The organism is Kitasatospora sp. NPDC001527 (assembly GCF_040298605.1).
GTDB lineage: Bacteria > Actinomycetota > Actinomycetes > Streptomycetales > Streptomycetaceae > Kitasatospora.
In genome coordinates this window covers 18,264-35,673 of sequence record NZ_JBEPAM010000013.1, presented here as the reverse complement: position 1 = coordinate 35,673, position 17,410 = coordinate 18,264, and the positions used below count along the sequence as shown (strand labels likewise).

14 protein-coding genes and 1 pseudogene are annotated in these 17,410 nt (G+C 76.0%); 5 read left to right on the top strand and 10 right to left on the bottom strand.

Translation table 11 applies throughout. From position 1 onward, the window contains the following. Positions 1-138: 138 nt before the first annotated feature. Positions 139-1,182 (top strand): Acg family FMN-binding oxidoreductase, encoded by a 1,044-nt coding sequence (locus ABT238_RS15710; RefSeq protein ID WP_350758612.1) that lies wholly within the window; start codon positions 139-141, stop codon positions 1,180-1,182. 70 nt (positions 1,183-1,252) lie between these two features. Here the strand turns inward: ABT238_RS15710 and ABT238_RS15705 are convergent, their stop codons facing one another. The 8 genes from ABT238_RS15705 to ABT238_RS15670 all read right to left on the bottom strand — a co-directional run bounded on the left by ABT238_RS15705 (position 1,253) and on the right by ABT238_RS15670 (position 11,083). Next, positions 1,253-1,672, bottom strand: a complete 420-nt coding sequence (locus ABT238_RS15705; protein WP_350571905.1) for a DUF8189 domain-containing protein — start codon at positions 1,670-1,672, stop codon at positions 1,253-1,255. Between the two features lie 95 nt (positions 1,673-1,767). After that, positions 1,768-3,030, bottom strand: a complete 1,263-nt coding sequence (locus tag ABT238_RS15700) for a hypothetical protein (protein ID WP_350758606.1) — start codon at positions 3,028-3,030, stop codon at positions 1,768-1,770. A 266-nt stretch (positions 3,031-3,296) separates the two neighbouring features. Further along, positions 3,297-3,818, bottom strand: coding sequence for a copper chaperone PCu(A)C (locus ABT238_RS15695; RefSeq protein WP_350758595.1), 522 nt, complete (start codon positions 3,816-3,818; stop codon positions 3,297-3,299). 26 nt (positions 3,819-3,844) lie between these two features. Next, positions 3,845-6,148 (bottom strand): heavy metal translocating P-type ATPase, encoded by a 2,304-nt coding sequence (locus ABT238_RS15690; protein ID WP_502891434.1) that lies wholly within the window; start codon positions 6,146-6,148, stop codon positions 3,845-3,847. A gap of 89 nt (positions 6,149-6,237) precedes the next feature. Then, positions 6,238-6,399: a hypothetical protein gene (locus tag ABT238_RS15685; protein WP_350571899.1), complete on the bottom strand. Its 162-nt coding sequence runs from the start codon at positions 6,397-6,399 to the stop codon at positions 6,238-6,240. Between the two features lie 541 nt (positions 6,400-6,940). Beyond that, positions 6,941-9,304, bottom strand: coding sequence for a DUF8508 domain-containing protein (locus tag ABT238_RS15680; protein WP_350758587.1), 2,364 nt, complete (start codon positions 9,302-9,304; stop codon positions 6,941-6,943). A 255-nt stretch (positions 9,305-9,559) separates the two neighbouring features. After that, complete coding sequence (locus ABT238_RS15675) at positions 9,560-9,988, bottom strand: PPOX class F420-dependent oxidoreductase (protein WP_350758581.1); 429 nt, start codon at positions 9,986-9,988, stop codon at positions 9,560-9,562. 66 nt (positions 9,989-10,054) lie between these two features. Continuing rightward, complete coding sequence (locus tag ABT238_RS15670) at positions 10,055-11,083, bottom strand: phosphotransferase (protein WP_350758577.1); 1,029 nt, start codon at positions 11,081-11,083, stop codon at positions 10,055-10,057. A gap of 204 nt (positions 11,084-11,287) precedes the next feature. On the opposite strand from ABT238_RS15670, the pseudogene ABT238_RS15665 reads away from it, so the two are divergent. Continuing rightward, positions 11,288-11,825: pseudogene (locus tag ABT238_RS15665) on the top strand (transposase); the annotation flags it as partial. A gap of 66 nt (positions 11,826-11,891) precedes the next feature. On the opposite strand, the gene ABT238_RS15660 reads toward ABT238_RS15665, so the two are convergent. Next, positions 11,892-13,625 carry a D-alanyl-D-alanine carboxypeptidase family protein gene (locus tag ABT238_RS15660; RefSeq protein ID WP_350758572.1) on the bottom strand — a complete coding sequence of 578 codons (1,734 nt, stop codon included), beginning with the start codon at positions 13,623-13,625 and terminating at the stop codon, positions 11,892-11,894. Positions 13,626-13,847: 222 nt separating this feature from the next. On the opposite strand from ABT238_RS15660, the gene ABT238_RS15655 reads away from it, so the two are divergent. Both ABT238_RS15655 and ABT238_RS15650 read left to right on the top strand, forming a co-directional pair. After that, entirely contained in the window at positions 13,848-15,239 is a 1,392-nt protein-coding gene (locus tag ABT238_RS15655; protein ID WP_350758568.1) for an MFS transporter, read from the top strand. Positions 15,240-15,249: 10 nt separating this feature from the next. Further along, complete coding sequence (locus ABT238_RS15650; protein WP_350758561.1) at positions 15,250-15,483, top strand: hypothetical protein; 234 nt, start codon at positions 15,250-15,252, stop codon at positions 15,481-15,483. A 14-nt stretch (positions 15,484-15,497) separates the two neighbouring features. Here ABT238_RS15650 and ABT238_RS15645 read toward each other — a convergent pair whose 3' ends face one another. Next, the gene (locus ABT238_RS15645; protein WP_350571885.1) at positions 15,498-16,334 is read right to left on the bottom strand and encodes a TetR/AcrR family transcriptional regulator C-terminal domain-containing protein; all 837 of its coding nucleotides are present in this window, start codon (positions 16,332-16,334) and stop codon (positions 15,498-15,500) included. Positions 16,335-16,426: 92 nt separating this feature from the next. Here ABT238_RS15645 and ABT238_RS15640 point away from each other — a divergent pair, with 92 nt between their 5' ends. Next, on the top strand, positions 16,427-17,287 hold the full coding sequence (locus tag ABT238_RS15640) for a siderophore-interacting protein (protein ID WP_350758552.1): 861 nt from the start codon (positions 16,427-16,429) through the stop codon (positions 17,285-17,287). Positions 17,288-17,410: the final 123 nt, after the last annotated feature.

Below are 17,410 nucleotides of genomic sequence, written 5' to 3'. Positions count from 1 at the left end.
CGGCCCGGCGCACGCTCGGGAGTACCGGGACCCGTGGCCGCACCGGGAGGTCCGTCCGCCGCTCCCCGCCGGGCCGGCCGTCCGCCCGCCGTGTCGGGGCGGCCGGCGCCGGGGCGTCGAGGCAAGGAGAGGAACATCATGACCCAGTCAGCCCTCACTCCGGCCGACCTGCGGCTGCTCGCCGCCGCCGGCGGCGCGGCCCCCTCGCTCCACAACAGCCAGCCGTGGCGGTTCCGCCCCACCCCGGACGGGGGCGGGGTCGAGGTGCTCGCCGATCCGGCCCGCTCCGTCCCGCTCGCCGACGCCAATGGCGCCGCGCTGCACATCGCGGCGGGCGCCGCCCTGTTCAACCTCCGGGTCGCCGCCGCCCGGCTGGGCCGCTCCGGCCCGGTGCGGCTGCTCCCCGATCCGGCCGAACCGCGGCTGCTGGCCGTGCTCGACCTCTCCGCCCCTGCCGGGACCCCCGGCCGTGAGGGTGCCGGGACGGGCGCCGCCCCGGCGGCCGGGCCGTTCGGCCGCGACCTCTACCCGGCGATCGCCGAGCGCCACTCCAGCCGCCGGCCGTTCACCAACCGGGACGTCCCCGAGGCGGTCGTCGCCGAGCTGATCGCCGCCGCGCAGGACGAGGGCGTGGTGCTCGCGGTGCTGGAGGAGGCCGGCGTGCGCCGGGTGCTGGAGGTCACCGCGGAGGCCGAGGACCGGATCGCCCACGACCCGGAGCGGCAGGCCGAGACCCGCACGTGGCTGCGCCCGGACGCGGGCGGAGCCGCCGCGTCCGACGGACTGCCGTACGCCGTGCTCGGCCCGCAGGACCACGACGCCCGGGTGCCGATGCGCGAGTTCGCCGGCCGCCCGCCCCACCACGAGGGGCCGGTGCAGCCGTCCGAGCGGTTCGAGGCCCTGCCCCAGCTCTGCACGCTCTCGACGGCCGGCGACGGCCCGGCGGACTGGCTGCGCACCGGGCAGGCCCTGGAGCGGATCTGGCTGCTGCTGACCGTGCACGGGCTGCGGCTGACGGTGTGGCACCAGGCGGTCGAGTGGCCCGATCTGCGCTGGCGCCTGCGCGACCCCGCCGAAGGGCCCGGCCACGTCCAGCTGGTGCTGCGGGTGGGTTACGGCCCGCCCGGCGCCGCCACCCCGCGCCGGCCGCTGGAGGACGTCCTCGACCTGCCGACGGCGTAGCGGGGGCGTTCCGACCCGGACCGCCGGGCGGCCGAGGGGTTTCCCCCGGGCCGCCCGGCGGACGCGTGCGTCAGGAGATCCGGGCCCAGGCGGTCCAGCTGCCGTTCTCGGCGTGGCGCCGCGCCCACAGGTTGCCGTCCGTGCCCCTGGCGGCGATCTCGAACCGGCCGTTGCCCATGTCGGAGGCGGTGATGCCGACCCCGCCGATCAGGTAGCCGCCCAGCGACGTCCAGGAACCCTTCTTGCCGGACGTGCTGCTCGACCGCGTCCACACGGCGTGGTCGGTGCCGATGACGAACGCCTGGCGGCGCCCGTCCCGGTAGGCGTACTCCGTGATGCCGGGCTGGCCGTACTCGCCGCCGCAGAGGTACTCCCCGCCCCAGGTCGGGCTGACGCAGTGCATCGGCTCCGCGGAGGCGACGGCGGGCGTCGCCGTCACCGCGACCCCGGCCAGCACGGCGGCGGCCACCGCGGTCTTGATCTTCTTCACGGACACTCCTCGGTCGGTACGGGCCGAGGCCGCCCGCCGACCGGGCAGCCCCCTCAGTGGAGGAGACGGGCGCCCGGCGGCGGCGGGTTCACGGGTCAGGAACCGAGGGCGGCGAGGTCCTTGATGTCCTGGTAGCTCATGCCCAGCTTGTTGTAGAGCCGCACCTGCTCCTCGTTCATGGCGCCGCCGGCGGTCAGCTCCTTCACCTGGGCGTCGGTGAGCGGCTCGGCCGGGTCGCCGGGGCCGTCCCAGGGGGCGGTGGAGTCCGCGCCGTCGGAGCCGTCCGCGGCGTCCGCGGCGAGCCCGGCGGTGAAGTCGCCGATCATCAGGCCGGCGATCTCCTCCGAGCTGATCGTGGCGGCGTCGGCGGGTGCCTGGACCGCCGGGGCGTCCTTGCCGAACGCGATCCGCAGCGGAAGGGTGCTGCCCGGGGCGGGCTTCTCCTCCAGCTGGGCGAGGTCGAAGGTCATCGCGGACAGCGCGCCGCCGTCGAGGTAGAGGTCCAGGGCCAGGTTGCGGTCCGGCACGTCCTTCGGCGCGGTCGTCGGCAGCTTGCCGAGGTTCGGGACGTCCTTGGCGAGCGGCGCGAAGGCCTTCAGCAGGTCGTCCGTCAGCTTGCGGGCCGGGGCGGTGACGGTGATCCGCTCCTTGCCGTCCTGCTTCCCCTTGTCCTCGAAGGACAGGTCGTGGTCGAGGATGTCCTTCAGCGACGCGGTCAGGCCCTCCTCGGCCTTCGGGTCCAGCGTCGGGGCGGGGGAGGCCCCGGTGCCGCCCGCGCCGCCGGGCTCCTGGAGCTGCTTCGCGTCGAAGGAGACCCACGAGCCCTTCAGCGCGCCCTGCAGCGCCGCGGGCAGGTTCTTGGTCAGCTGGTCGATCTCGGAGGCGTCCTCGCCGACGAGCCGGGCGAAGCCGGCGAGGTCCGCCCGCGCGTAGGCCCGGTCGCCGACCTGGCGCAGCTCGAAGAGCGACGCCCCGCCCTTGCCGGTGAGCGCGACCGAGGAGGAGAGCGACGGGTCGGCCTTCGCGGCCTCGCCGTTGGCGCCCTTGGACGGCTGGACGTCCTTCAGCGGCTTGTCCGCGCTGAAGGCGACGGACAGGTTCACGGCGGTGAGAGCGGCCGCCGTCTCCTTGTCGATCTTCTCGCCGGTGGCCGCCCCGAAGGCCTCGATCTGCTCGGCGGTGGCGTCGACCGACAGCTTGGCGCTGAAGGACTTGCTCCGGCCGAGCTTGTCGAAGGCGGTGGAGACCTTGTCGGCGGCGCTGAGCTGCTGCACGGTGCCGCACGCGGCGAGCCCGGTGGCGAGGACGGCGCCGCAGGCGGCGGTGACCAGGGTGGTGCGGGCGGACCGGCGTATCACGGTGTTGATGGGAGCGCTCCTGGAAGTGATGGCGCGAGGGCGCGACGGCAGAACGGCGGAGCCGAATGACGGCTCAACCGCAGGACGGCAGGACGGCAGGACGGCAGGACGGCAGGACGGCAGGACGGCAGGACGGCAGGACGGCAGGACAAAGACAAGCACAGCACCCTTGGTTCGGGCGCCACCTCTTCCCGGCGCCCTCCTCAGGATGGGCACAAACTACCGGAACCCACCGACAATCCCCTACGGAGCCCTGCCGGCCCGGTTCAGCCGCTGCCGCGCCGCCCGCCGGGCGGCAGGACCTCCGCCTTGACCCGCAGCTGCGGGCTGTTGCGGAAGCTGAGGGTGAACTCCACCCACTGCCCGACCTTCAGCGGCGGCGGATTGGTGATCATCAGATCGGCGTCCTCCGGGGACATCACCAGCTCCCCGCGCTCCGGCACCGGCAGCGCCGCGGCCGGTTCCCACCGGCCCGAGGCGCCCTGGTGCAGATGCCGCTTCAGCGTCACCCTTCCGCCGAACTCCCAGCCGGCGGCGGTGAGCTCGTCGGGTATGTCGCCGGGGTTGCGGATCGTGAAGAAGGCGGCGGTGGCCGGTGCGCCGCCCGCCGTGGGCAGCAGCAGCCAGCCCGGTCGCACCTCGACCGGGCGCGCCGTCCCGGCCCCGCCGACCGCCGTCCAGCCCGAGAGCAGCGCGAGCGCCACCGCGGCCGCCGCCACCGGTGGCCCGACCACCTTCAGCCGCTCGACCGTCCCCGGCCGCCCGGCCGCCCCGACCCGCCTCGCCATCCCCGGCCCGCCTTCCGTCCCGCCGCTCACCACGCCGCACCCGCCGAACGCCGCGCCCGGGCCGCCCGCCGCGGCGCGCCCGATGACCCGCCGTCACCCGGCTCGCCGTCACCCGGCCCGCCGCCCGCGCGTCCCTCCGCCGCGCCCCGTCCGGGCCGCCAGGTCCGCAGCCGCAGGCTGTTGCCCACCACCAGCAGCGAACTCAGCGACATCGCCACCGCCGCCAGCATCGGGTTCAGCAGCCCCACCGCCGCCAGCGGGATCAGCACCACGTTGTACCCGAACGCCCAGAGCAGGTTGACCCGGATCGTGGCCAGCGTGCGCCGGGCCAGCCGGACGGCGTCCACCACCGCCTCGATGTCCCCGCGCACCAGGGTCAGCCCGGCCGCGCCGATCGCCGCGTCACTGCCCGAGGCGAGCGCCACCCCGAGGTCCGCCGAGGCCAGCGCCACGGCGTCGTTGACCCCGTCGCCGACCACCGCCGTGGTCCGCCCGGCGGCCTTCAGCTCCGCGACCACCTCCGCCTTGCGCTGCGGCGAGGCCGAGGCGTGCACCCGCTCGATGCCCAGCTCCGCCGCGACCGCCCCGGCCGCGCCCGGCCCGTCCCCGGTCAGCAGCACCGGCTCCAGGCCCATGCCGCGCAGCCGGTGCAGCGCGCGCCAACTGCCCGAGCGCAGGGTGTCGCCGACCGCCAGCACGGCCGACGGCCGCCCGTCCAGCTCCACCACCACCGGTGTGCGGCCCGCCGCGGAGGCGTCCGCCAGCGCCCGCGTCAGCTCCTCCGGCAGCGGCCCGCCGGCGTCGTCCGGGCGGACCACCCGGACCCGCCGGCCCTCGACCTCGCCGGACACCCCGACCCCGGGGGTGGCCGCGAAGGCGGCCACCGCCGGCAGGGGCTCGGAGCCGCAGCGGGCCCGGGCCGCCCCCACGACGGCCCGCCCGATCGGGTGCTCCGAACGGTGCTCGACGGCTCCCGCGAGCCGCAGCACCCGGTCCTCGTCGACCCCCGCGCCGACGGCCACGGCCACCGCCGCCAGCTCCATCCGGCCGGTGGTCAGCGTGCCCGTCTTGTCCAGCACCACGGTGTCGACCCGGCGCAGGCTCTCCAGCACCTCCGGCCCGCGCACCAGCACGCCCAGCTCGGCGCCGCGCCCGGTCGCCGCCAGCAGCGCGGTCGGCGTGGCCAGGCCCAGCGCGCACGGGCAGGCCACGACCAGTACGGCGACCGCCGCCGTCACCGCCGCCTGCGGGTCGGCGCCCGCGCCCAGCCAGAAGCCCAGCACGCAGACCGCGACCGTCAGCACGCAGGGCACGAACACCCCGGCGACCGTGTCCGCCAGCCGCTGCGCCCGCGCCTTGCCGGCCTGGGCCTCCGCCACCAGCGCGGTGATCCGGGCCAGTTGGGTGTCCGCGCCGACCGCCGTCGCCCGCACCACCAGCGCTCCGCCGACGTTCACCGTGGCGCCCGCGACCTGGTCGCCCGGGCCGACCTCCACCGGCACCGACTCGCCGGTCAGCAGGCTCAGGTCCAGCGCCGAGCCGCCCTCCACCACCACGCCGTCGGTGGCCACCCGCTCGCCGGGCCGGACCACGAACTCCTGCCCCGGCAACAGCTGATCGATCGGCAGCAGCCGCTCCTCGCCGCCGCGCGGATCGCGGACGCAGACCTCCTTGGCGCCCAGCTCGGCCAGCGCCCGCAGCGCCGAACCGCTGCGCCGGCGCACCCGCCCCTCCAGCAGCCGCCCGGCCAGCACGAACAGCGGCACCCCGACGGCCGCCTCCAGGTAGACGTGCGCGGTGCCGCCGCCGTCCGCGGTCAGCGAGAACGGCATCCGCATGCCGATCGCGCCCGCCCCGCCGAACAGCAGCGCGTACGCGGACCAGCCGAAGGACGCGACCACGCCGAGGCTCACCAGGGTGTCCATGGTGGCCGCGGCGTGCCGCAGGCCCTGCCAGGCCCGGCGGTGGAACCCGGCCGATCCCCAGCTCACCACCGGCAGCGCGAGCCCGAAGCAGACCCACTGCCAGGCCGGGAACTGCAGCGAGGGCACCATCGACAGCACCACCACGGGCACCGCCAGCAGCGCCGTCACCAGCAGCCGCCACCGGTCCCCGGCCTCCTCCGCCCCGGGACCGGCCGCCGGTACCCCGTCGGGCGCCACCTCGGCGGTGTACCCCGCCCGTTCGACCGCCGCGACCAGCTCCCCGACGCCCACCTCGGCCGGGTGCAGGACCCGCGCCCGTCCGGTGGCCAGGTTCACCCCGGCGCTCACGCCCTCGATCCGGGCCAGCCGTTTCTCCACCCGGCTCACACAGGCCGCGCAGGTCATCCCGCCGACCGCGAGATCGGTGCTCACCAGCGCGCCGGTGTCCCCGGCTCCCGGGCTCCCCGGGCTCCCCGCGCTCTCGGTCACGGACGTCACCGGCCCGCCCCCATGTCGTGCCCCATGCCGGGCCTGGCGCCGCCGCCTCCGCCGCCGGGCGTCAGCCCGGGCGTCACCGGCCCGGCCCCGCGCCCCACCGCGAAGGCCACGACGAACACCACCACCAGCAGCAGGGCGAACCCTGCCAATACGCTCAACGGCCGGCCACCCGGCGACATCCCACTCACCCTCCACCAGTCGTTCGCCTACCCCGGGGAGTTCCCGAACACCCCGAATGACCCGAATCACATACCCCCGCCCGGTGCCCGGTTCCGCCCCGGGGGGGGGCGGGCGCGGGCGCGGCGGTGCCATGACGGCGCCTCGGTCGAACGGCGTTGAGGGGCGGCGGACATGGGGGAGCCGAGGCCACGGCTGATGGTGAAGGGTCAGCTGAGCCGGAGGTCGGACACGGCCGGGGCGTGGGTGTTCGCCGGGATGACGGCGGCGCTCGACCGCTACCAGCTGTCGGTCATCCGGCGGCCGCACGGGTACGACGCGGCGGGGCTGCGCCCGGGGCGACGCCAAGTGGACGTTCGCCCTGTCCGCCCTGTCCGCCCTGCTCGTCGTCGGCCGGGTGATGGCGACGGTGACGGTGAGGGTGACGGTGGCGTGCCGGAACCGGTGACGGCGCCGGCCCTCGGGGGAGGGACCGGCGCCGTCACCGGCGGGGTGGTGGGCCGTTGGGCCGGCGGGGTCCGGCTAGGGCAGCGGGATGCGGACGACCTGGGGGTCGTGGTCGCTGAGCTGGGTGGCGAACTCGCTGTTGAGGTGGACGATGTCGTAGCTGTACGCCTTGGCCGCGAGGGCGGGGGAGATGAGGATGTGGTCCAGTACCTGGGAGTTGCCCTCGTAGACGTAGGTGTAGCGCTCGGCGAGGGGGAGGGTACGGGGGAGGTCGACCAGGGAACCGCCGGCGGTCAGCAGGTCGGTGGTCCGGGAGAACTCGAAGTCGTTGAGGTCGCCGAGGACGACGACCGACGCGTTCGGGTCGACGGCGAGGATCTGGTCGGTGAAGGTCTTCACCACCGTGGCCTGCGCGTGCCGCTGGGTCTCGGAGGGGCGGGACGGCTGCTGGTAGCGGCCGAAGAGGGGCTGGTCGCCGCCCTTGGAGTTGAAGTGGTTGGCGATCACGAAGACCGGGCGGCCGTTCCAGCGGAACTCGCCGGCGAGCGGCTTGCGGCTGGCGTTGAAGGCCGGGTTGGCCGGGTCGATCCGGCCGGGGGAGTAGGCGAGGGCGGGCGTGCCGGCGTTGTTGACGACCGAGTTGGCGGTCGTGGGGCCCGCGCCCGGGCGGTCGGTGAAGCTCAGGCCCCGGTCGGTGCGGTAGAGGAACACCTGGCGGATGTTGCCGCCGGGCTGGCCGCCGTCCTGGTCGTTCACCGGGTTGATCTGGCGGGAGGAGTAGGCCGGGCCGCCCGCCGCGGTGATCGCGGCGACCAGCTTGGCCACCGTCTGGTCGGCGGCGACGACGCCGTTGTCGGTCGCGCCGGAGTTGTCCTGGATCTCCTCCAGGGCGATCAGGTCGGGCGAGCGGAGGTTGGCGACCACGGCCGCGGCGAGGCCGTCGAACTTGCTCTGCGGGTCGCTCGGGGCGAGGTTCTCGACGTTGAAGGTCGCCGCGGCGAGCTCGCCGGCGGCCGCGGCGGCGGTGCTCTCGGCGGCGAGACCGCCGGGGGTGACGGTCGGGGTCGCGGTGACCAGCAGCTTGAAGTTGCCGAAGGAGTAGTCGAGCACGCCGACGGTGGCGCCGGCGAGGGTGTCGCCCACGGTGGCGCTCGGCGTCGGGGCGAGCACGTCGTCCAGCAGGACCCGCTCGGGGTTGCCGTCGGCCGCCTGCAGCAGGATGCCGCCGCGGGGGGTGCGGGTGGTGGAGCCCTGCGGGACGACCGGGATCTCGCCGAAGGAACTGCTCGGGCCGACCACGGCGGCGTTGTTCAGCTGGACCCGCATGCCCTCCAGCGACTCCCAGAAGTCCAGGCCGTCGGTGGCCGGCTGGAAGCCGCCGGCCGTCTCGACGTCGCCCGTGGTGACGCTGGAGATCACCGCGGCCGGCGGGACCCGGCCGCCCGCACCGACCACGGTGGCGGCCGGCAGCGCGGCGTTGTGGGCGAGGACCGCGGTGGTGGGCGCGGTCAGCTCGGTGATGGTGAGGTTGGTGGCGCCGCCGGTGCCGCCCGGCCGGAACTCGCTGACCGTGCCACCGACCTTGACCGAGTCGCCGACGGCCACGCCCGGCGCGCCCGCGGTGTAGACGTAGACCGCCTCGCTGGTGGCCGGGTTGGCGTCGGGCTGCGGGTCCTGGACCCAGTAGCCGCTCGGGCCGACCGCCGTGACGACACCGGGGACGGCGCTGACCGCCTGGCCGGCCAGCGGGGAGGTGCGGGCCGCGCCCTGGATGTCGCGGATGCGGGTGCCGGTCCCGCCGCCGCTGGAGGAGGAGTTGCGCGGGGTGGGCGCGGTGACGGCGAAGTCGGCCGCGTTGTTGTCGGTGTCGGTGGCGCCGCCGCCCGCCCGGACCGCGGCGGTGGTGTTGGCGAGGTTGCCGGTCGGTGAGCCCTCGGAGGAACCGGCGGTCGTGCCGTAGCCGACGAAGTCCTTCACCCCGGGCTGGGCGGCGCAGCCGGTGGAGCAGGTCAGCGCGGTGGAGTTGGTGACCAGCGCGACCTTGCCGGCGTTGGCGCCCAGGGCGATCGTACCGGTGGCGTCGGGCGTCGGCAGGACGGAGCCGCTGCCGGCACCGGCCGCCTCCTGCACCAGGTAGTAGGCGCCGGGGGCGATGGTGCCCGACAGCGTGGTCTTCGACCACGACGAGCCGGCCGCCGAGGCGTACTGGACGGTCCAGCCGGTGACCGTGACCGGCGCGGTGCCGCGGTTGTACAGCTCGATGTAGTCGTTGGCGTACGGGGCGCCGGAGTTGCCGCCGCCGCCGTACACCTGGCTGATCACGATGTCCGGCGACACCGCGTGCGCGGTGCCGGCCGGCAGGGCTATGAGTGCTCCCACGACGGCGGCGGCCGATGCCACCGCCAGCGCACGGAGCCGGACTCGATCGGTTCGCCGCATGAGGCGTCCTCCTGACGCGCGAGCAGTTGATGGTGGGGCGCTGTGTGTTGTAGCAGCGCCACCGTTGCCATACCGCGCGCTCTGGCGGACGACCAGACGTACAACGGAAGAACGTTTTGGCTGTCATGAACCGGACGGGTCGGGTGGGGTGGAGGGGGTTGATGCGGCCGGTGCTGGGGGCAGTCGTTGTCGGGTGCGGCCGGTGTCGGGTGCGGCCGGTGACGGGGTGTGAGCCGGTCGGTGGGCGGGGGCCGGTCAGCCGTCGGTGAGGGTGAGCCGGATGCCGACGGTGCCGCGCTCGCCGCGCCGCAGCCTGCTGCCGAGCAGGGTGACGACGCCGACCAGGCCGTACTTCTGGCGCAGCAGCGTGCGGTAGGCGGCGGTGCGCTCGGGGCCGAGGATCTCGGCGGTGGCCGGGTGGGACTCGCCGGTCGGCTTGCCGCGCACGTCGCAGGGGCCGACCAGGACGTCGGGGCGGTTGCGGATCCGCTTGACCTTCCAGGAGTCGGCGACGGTCCAGATGCCGAGGGCCTCGCCGTCGCGCACCACCCAGACCGGGGTCGGCACGGCGGTGCCGTCCTTCTTGAACGTGGTGACCAGCAGGTAGCTTCCGGAGGAGAGGCTGACGAGGCGTTCGAGCCGCTTCTGCCGGCGCGGGTCGGGGTGGGGGGTGGCGGCGCTCATGCCGGGCATTCTAGGACGCCCGCGCAGGTCGGCCCGCCTTCCCGCCGTGGTCCCTCCGTGCGGGCGTCAGCGCGCGCACCCCACGCTGCCGGGGTGCCGGAAGTGGGCCAGCACCCGGTGCAGCGCAGCCCGCCCGGCCGGCCCCCAGGTCGGCTTGCCGCCCGGCAGCCCGTGCAGTCCCGCCCGCCCGATGCCGAGCAGAACCAGGCTGCGCAGCACGGCCCAGCCCCGCGCGCGGCGGATGGTCGCCTCGGCCGCGTCCCGTTCCTCGGCCGGCTGGGCGGCGAGCCAGCGTTCGAGGCAGGGCCGGTCGGCGCCGGTCGGCAGCAGCAGCCAGACCGCCGCGAGGTCGCCCGCAGGATCGCCGGCGCCGAGGGCGTCGAAGTCGACGATCCCACCGAGTGCCCCGTCGACCACCACGGCGTTCGCCGGGTGCAGATCGGCGTGCAGCCAGACCGGCGGCCCGGCCCAGACCGGAGCGGCCACCGCGTCCTGCCAGACCGCGCGCAGCTCGTCGGCACGGATGCCCGGCGCCAGTTCGTACAGCCGCTCCTCGAACTCGGTCACCCGCCGCTCGAAGTCGGGGGTGATCGGGGCGAGCGGGCCGCCGCGCGGATCGGCCTGCGGCGCACCGGCCGGGGCCGGCCGGTGCAGCGCGAGCAGGAAATCGGCGAGCAGCTCGGCCGAGCGCGGCCCGTGCCCGACGGCGATCGGCGCGTGGTCCGCCGGCTCACCGGGGACCCAGGAGAGCACCGCCCACCGGTACGGGTAACCGGCCCCCGGCACGCCGCCCCGCCACGGGACCGGCACGGGCAGCGGCAGCCGCGGCGCCAACTCCGGCAGCCACCGAAGCTCCTTCAGCAAGCTCACGGGCGCGTACCGGTCCCGCGGCATCCGGATCACGTGCTCCTCGCCGAGCCGCCACATCCGATGTCCCCAGCCGCCCTCCACCGGACGCAGCGCCAGCTCCGCGAGATCCGGGTGCTGCTCCCGCAGCAGGGCGCGCACGGTGTCGGCGTCGATGTCGATCCGGCCGTCGGCACCGGGCGTCCTGCCGGAGGATCCGGCTGCTGTCGTGTGCGGTTGCGTATCCATCGGGCACGACCCTACTGGTGCCCGGCCGCCGCCGAACCGTCGCAGCCGACACGCCCGGGACGGCGCCGTCCGGTTGACCTGCGGGCGACCCGTTCGGGGCCCGGGGAGCGGCGGCTCTCTGAGGTCCCGCTCGGCATCGGGGCCGGCTCGTGACGACGCACCACCGCACCGTGATCCACCGTCCGGGGCCCACTTCGACGACGCTGCCTGAAGCTCGACCGGATCCGGCTGTTGGCCGTCTACTACCGGACCGACCTCACGACCTCACGACGCGGCAGCTCGCCCCGCTGCTCGGGGTCCCGGCGGCGACGGTGTGCCGCATCGTCCAGCGCCTCGGCCCGTTCCTGGCCCTCGAAGCCGCTCGATGCCCGGTGCCGGGCATCGAGCGGCTGTGGATCGTGGACGGCACCCCGGTCCCGGTCCGCGACCGCACCGTCGCGGCGTCCAGCCGCACCTACCGGTTCTCCGCGAACGTGCAGGTCGCCATCGACGCCGGCACCCGCCTCGTGGCCGCCACCGCCCGCCCCGTGCCGGGAAACAAGGTCGACGCCCACGCCTGGTGGGCCTCCGGCCTGCCCGCCACCCGCGCGGGCACCATCGCACTCGCGGACGGCGCGTACCCGAACACCGGCCTGGTCGTCCCCCACCGCGGACGCGCCGGCCGCCCCTGCCGCGGGCCCAGGAGGAGGACATCGCCGAACACCGCCGCGTACGCGCCCGCGTCGGCCACACCTTCGCCCGCACCGCATGAAACCAGCAGGCCCGACCACACGCCGACCTGCCCGCACCCAGACTTCTGCAACGGGCTTCAGCGCGGTCGGCGCGGGCCGGGGGAGGTGAGCCGGGTGCGGGCGGTGCGGGCGAGGCCCCGGGCCCGGCGGGCGAGCCGGCGGCGGCTGCCGCCGCCCACCGCCGTGGACCCGCCCACCGCCGTGGCACCGCGCGGCGCGGTGGCGGTGGCGGTGGTGGTGGCGGTGGAGGGCGAGGCCGTGGCGGTGGGCGGGTGCGGGGTGGTGGCTGCGTACTGGGCGGTGTGCGACGTGGTGTACGGGGTGGTGTAGGGGGCGTAGTTCGGGCGTGGCGGGACGGCCGGGGTGGCGGGCAGTGCCGTGGGAGGGGCGGCTGCGGCGGTGCGGGCGAGCAGGCGCCGGCGGACGCGGAGCCGGGCCGCCGCCCACAGCGCGAGCGCCGCGCAGAGGGCGGTCGCCGTCCAGCCGGCCGGGCCCAGGGTGTGGTCGGCCTGCCGGATGGCGTCGGGCAGTACCTCGGAGGCCGGCACGTCCGAGGGCGGCACCTCGGAGGCCGGTGCCCCGGTCGCGGTGGCCGGAGCGGACGCGCCGGCCTCCTCCACCAGGGTGCCGACCGGTTCGACGTTGCCGAGTGCCGCGAAGCCCCAGTCCAGCAGTGCCGCCGCCTCGTCGTAGACCTTGGACTGCTGCTCCGGGTGCATCACCGTCACCAGCAGGGTGCGCCCGCCGCGCTCGGCCGCTCCGGTGAAGGTGGCACCTGCGTTGGTGGTGTATCCGTTCTTCACCCCGATGAGGCCCGGGTACTTGCCCAGCAGACGGTCCGTGTTGGCGATGTCGAAGGCGGTCCGCTGCCCGGTCGTCAGGTCGAGCCCGCCGGGGAAGCGCGCGGTGCGGGTCGCGCAGTAGCTGCGGAAGTCCGGGTTGCGCAGGCCGGCCCGGGCGAACAGCGTGAGGTCGTAGGCCGAGGAGACCTGGCCGGGCTGGTCGTAGCCGTCCGGGGAGACCACCCGGGTATCCCGGGCCTGGAGGGCGAGGGCCCGCTCCTGCATCTGCGCGACCGTGTGCGCCAGCCCGCCGTTCATGTGGGAGAGGACGTGCACGGCATCGTTGCCGGAGGCGAGGAAGACCCCGCGCCAGAGGTCCTCGACCCGGTACGGAAGGTTCTCCTTGATTCCGACCAGGCTGCTGCCCGCGCCGACCCCGGCCAGCTCGGCCGGAGTCACCCGGTGCTCCAGGGAACGGTCGAACTTGGGCAGTACGGTGTCGGCGAACAGCATCTTGAGCGTGCTGGCGGGCGGCAGCGGGAGGTGCGCGTCGCGGGCCGCCAGCACCGCGCCGGTCGCGGCGTCGGCGACCAGCCAGGAGCGTCCCGTCAGCCCGGCGGGCAGCTCGGGAGCCCCGGCGCGGGGCGCCACCTGGACGGTCGGCCGGCCCAGCCGCTCGCCGCCGACCACGGCGGTCGCGTCCTGCGCCGAGCCGGGGGCGAGCGCCGCAGGGGCGCCGGTCGCGGCGGGAGCCGCCGAGAAGGGGACGGCGGGCGGGGACGCGGGGGAGGTGGGGGATGCGGGGGGCGTGGGGGACGCGGGGGCGACAGTCGGGGCGGGCGAGGCGGGCGGGGCCGCCGTGGTGGCGCTCGGCGGAGTGGTGGGCCGGGCGGTGGGCGGTGTGGCGGGAAGCGGGGCCGACAGCGCGGCGGGCGAACCGGCCGCGAGGACCAGCGCGGCGACGGCGCCGGCCGCCGCAGGCCTTCCGGCCCGGGCGCGCGTGCTGACGTGGGGTGACCTCTGCTGCACACGGCGAACGTACCCGGGCGACCGCCGCCCCGCCCTGCCCGCTGCTCCGTCCGGGCCCGCGCTGGTACGGTACGGAACCATGTTCGTCCCTCGTGCGTAGCCGACCCGCCGCGACCGCGTCCCGACCCCTGCCGTCGGCGCGGCGCTCCGGTGTCCCCGCACGCCTGCGGTTCCTCCGGGTGTTCGCACCCACGGCCCGCCTCCACCGAGGAACGTTCCCTCATGCCCTCCTCCGACTCCGTGTCCGCGCACGCCTCCTCCGGGCGCCCCGGCTACCGCGCCGTGCTCGCCGCCCCGTACGCCGCCCGTACCTTCGCCGCGGCGCTGCTCGGCCGCCTCTCCTTCGGCGTGGCCCCGCTCGCCCTGCTGCTCGCCGTCCGTGACTCCACCGGCTCCTACTCCGCCGCGGGCATGGCGATGGCCCTGTTCGGTCTCTCCAACGTGCTCCTCTCCCCGGTCAGGGCCGGTCTGGTCGACCGCTACGGCCCCCGGCGCGCGCTGCCGCCGATGGCCGTGCTGCACACTGTGCTGGTGCTCGCGGCGGCCGCCGCCACCGCGCGACCCGGTACCGCACCGGTGGCCCTCGCCGCCCTGCTCGCCGCGGCGGGCGCCTGCATCCCGCCGCTCGGCCCGGTGATGCGGACGCTCTGGCGCCGGCTGCTCCCCGACCCGGCGCTGCTCCGCCGCGCCTACAGCCTCGACGGGGTCGCCGAGGAACTGCTCTTCGTCAGCGGACCGGTGCTGGTCGGCGTCCTGCTGCCGCTCACCGGTCCCGCCGGCGCCGTCGTCGCGGGCGCGGGCCTGTTGCTCACCGGCGCGCTGCTGCTGGTCGCCTCGCCGCTCGCGGCGGCGGGCGACCCGGCCGGCGGCTGGGATGGCGACCGGGCCGGCGATCAGGGTGAACCGGGGGACGACGCGGTCGGCGCGGACGACGCGGTCGGCGCGGTCGGCGCGGACGGCGCGGCCGGGGGGAGCGGGGCGAGCGGGACCGGTGATCGCCGGGGGCGGCGGGCCGGTCGGCTCGGTGGTGGACGGGCGCTGCGGAGCGCGGTGCTCGCGGCAGCCGTGACCGGGCTGGCGCTGGGCGCGCTCGACCTCATGGTGGTCGCCTTCGCCGATGGGCAGGGCCGGCCGGAGGCGGTCGGCTGGATCCTGGCCGCGCTCTCGGTCGGCAGCGCGGTCGGCGGCCTCGGGCTGGGCGCGCTGGACGGTCCGGTGCCGAACGCCGTCCGGCTGCCGCTGTTCACGGCCGGCCTCGGCCTCACGCTGGCCGCCGCGGGCCTCGCGCCGAACCTCCTGGTGCTCGCCGCGGCCGTCGCGCTCGCCGGCCTCTTCGTCTCACCCGCCATCACCACCGCCTACCTGGTGGCGGACGAGGCGGTAGCCGCCGGGGCCCGCACGCGCGCCGGCGCCTGGGTGAACACCGCCCTCAACGCCGGGTCGGTCGCGGGCGGAGCGACCGTGGGCCTGCTCGTCGGTCACCTGCCACTGGCGCTCTGCTTCGTTCTCGTCGCGGCCCCGGCCGTCGCCGCCGTGCCCGTGCTGCGCACGCGCGACTTTGGTGACGCCCGGTCGCGCCGAAAGTCGGATCCCGCCCCGGACCGGGCTGCCTAACGTCGTGGCCATGAAGAACCTCCTCGGTTACGTGAGCTTCGTCCTGATCGTCGGCGGGGTCAGCGGCCTGCTCGCCGACCACCTGTGGGGCCTGCACGTGTTCGGCTTCGTCCGCTATCTCGTCCCCGCCGGCCACCGGACGGCGGGCTACTTCACGATGGTCGGACTGGGCATCCTGCTCGCCCTCGGCACCGCCTTCCTGGACCGTCTGGGCGACGGGGGCGATGGGGGCGCCGGGGACTGAGACGCGGGACGGTGTCAGGCCTCACCTCCGGCACCGGATCCGGCTTCGCCGCCGGATGGTTCGGCCGGCCGGCTCCGGGCGGCCGCCGCGGCGATGCCGTCCAGGAGGACGGTCAGCCCGGCGTGGAAGGCCTCCCGGGTGCGGTCCGGTGCGGAGCTCCCGGTGCCGGCCTCGGCGGCGCCGGACCGTTCGAGGCCGGTGAGCAGCGGGAAGCGCTCGGCGAAGTCAGGGGCGAGGTCGGCGAGCTGGGCGGCCCGGGCGTGCCACCACTCCTCGTCCGGCACGCCGGTGGCGGCCGCGGCGGCCCGGGCCTCCGCCGCGGTCTGCGCGGATCCCCGGACGAACTGCCACAGGGCCGCGACCGTGCCCCGCAGCTGCCGGTGATCGAGGCGGGCCCCCTGGAGGATCCGCAGCAGGGTCTCCATCGCACCCAGCTCCGCGGGCCCGAGGACGGGGCGGGCCTGGGAGATCTGCAGGACCCAGGGGTGGCGGAGGTAGCAGGCGAGGGCCTCGTCGGCCCAGGCGGTGACGGCAGGCCGCCAGCCCCGGGCCGGGTCGTCGGAGGCGGGCAGCTCGGCGAGCACCCGGTCGTGCATGAGATCGAGCAGTTCCGCCTTGCCCGGCACGTAGGTGTAGAGCGCCATGGCGGTGCGGCCGAGGCGTTCGCCGACCGCGCGCATGGAGAGCGCGGCCATCCCGTCGGCGTCGGCCACGGCGATCCCCGCGAGGACGATCGCGTCCACACTCAGTCCGGGCTTGGGACCGCTGCGTCCGGGTCGCGGGTCCTCGGGGGCGCGCCACAGCAGCGCCATGGAGCGGCGCGGGTCGCCCTGTCCGGCGAAGACGGTCACGACAGAACTCCTTATCGCATAAGGTAACCTCGCTCCGAGGAACTCTTTACGGCATAAGGTATCAACGGGGGATCGAAACCGGAGGTTGAGCCATGAGCCTTCCCGTCACCTGCGTCCAGGTCATCGAGGTCGCGCGGGTCACACCTCGAACGGCCAGAATCACCTTCCAGGCCGATGAACTGGACGCGAGCGTCGGTACCTCGCCCGACCAGCAGGTCAAACTCTGCTTTCCCCGTCCCGGTCAGGAGGCCCCCGTCCTGCCCGGGCGGACCGACGACGCCATGGGCTGGTACCAGGCGTACCTGGCCATCCCGGAGGCGGAGCGGCCGTGGATGCGCAGTTTCACCCTCCGCCGGCGCCGGCCCGATACCAGGCAGTTCGAGATCGACTTCGTGCTGCACGGTGACACCGGTCCGGCGAGCGCCTGGGCCGAACAGGCCAGGCCCGGGGACCGCCTGGGCATGGTGGGGCCGTCCGCGCTGTACGCCTCCCCGGTGTCGATCGGGTCCGCCGCCGCGGCGGCGGACTGGGTTCTGATGGTGGGTGACGAGTCGGCCCTGCCCGCGATCGGCACCCTGCTGGAGGCCCTGCCCGACGGCACCGCGACGATGGTGTTCGCCGAGGTGGCGGACCGCGCCGAGGAGCAGCCGCTGCCCGGCCCGGCCGGAACGACCGTGCGGTGGCTGCACCGTGACGGTGCCGCGCCCGGCCGGCGGCTGGTCGAGGCCGTGGCCACCGCCGACCTGCCGGCCGGTACGCCGTTCGCCTGGCTGGCGGGTGAGGCGTCAGCGGTCCGCAGGCTCCGCCGTCACCTGGTCGAGGAACGCGGCGTGCCGAAGGCGTCGATCGAGTTCAGCGGCTACTGGCGGCACCGCCTCACCCAGGACGACGCGCCCACGGCGGAGGACCTGGCGGACGCCCGGGAGCTGCTGGCCCGGGCGACGGCGGACTGAAGCGGGGCGGGCTGAAGCGGGCGGACCGAGCCGGGGCCGGGGGACGGGACGCGGGCCCGCGCCCCGTCCCCCGGCCGCAACCGGCCGACCGTCGTCGGCTGTCTGCTTGCGCCCGCCGCCGGT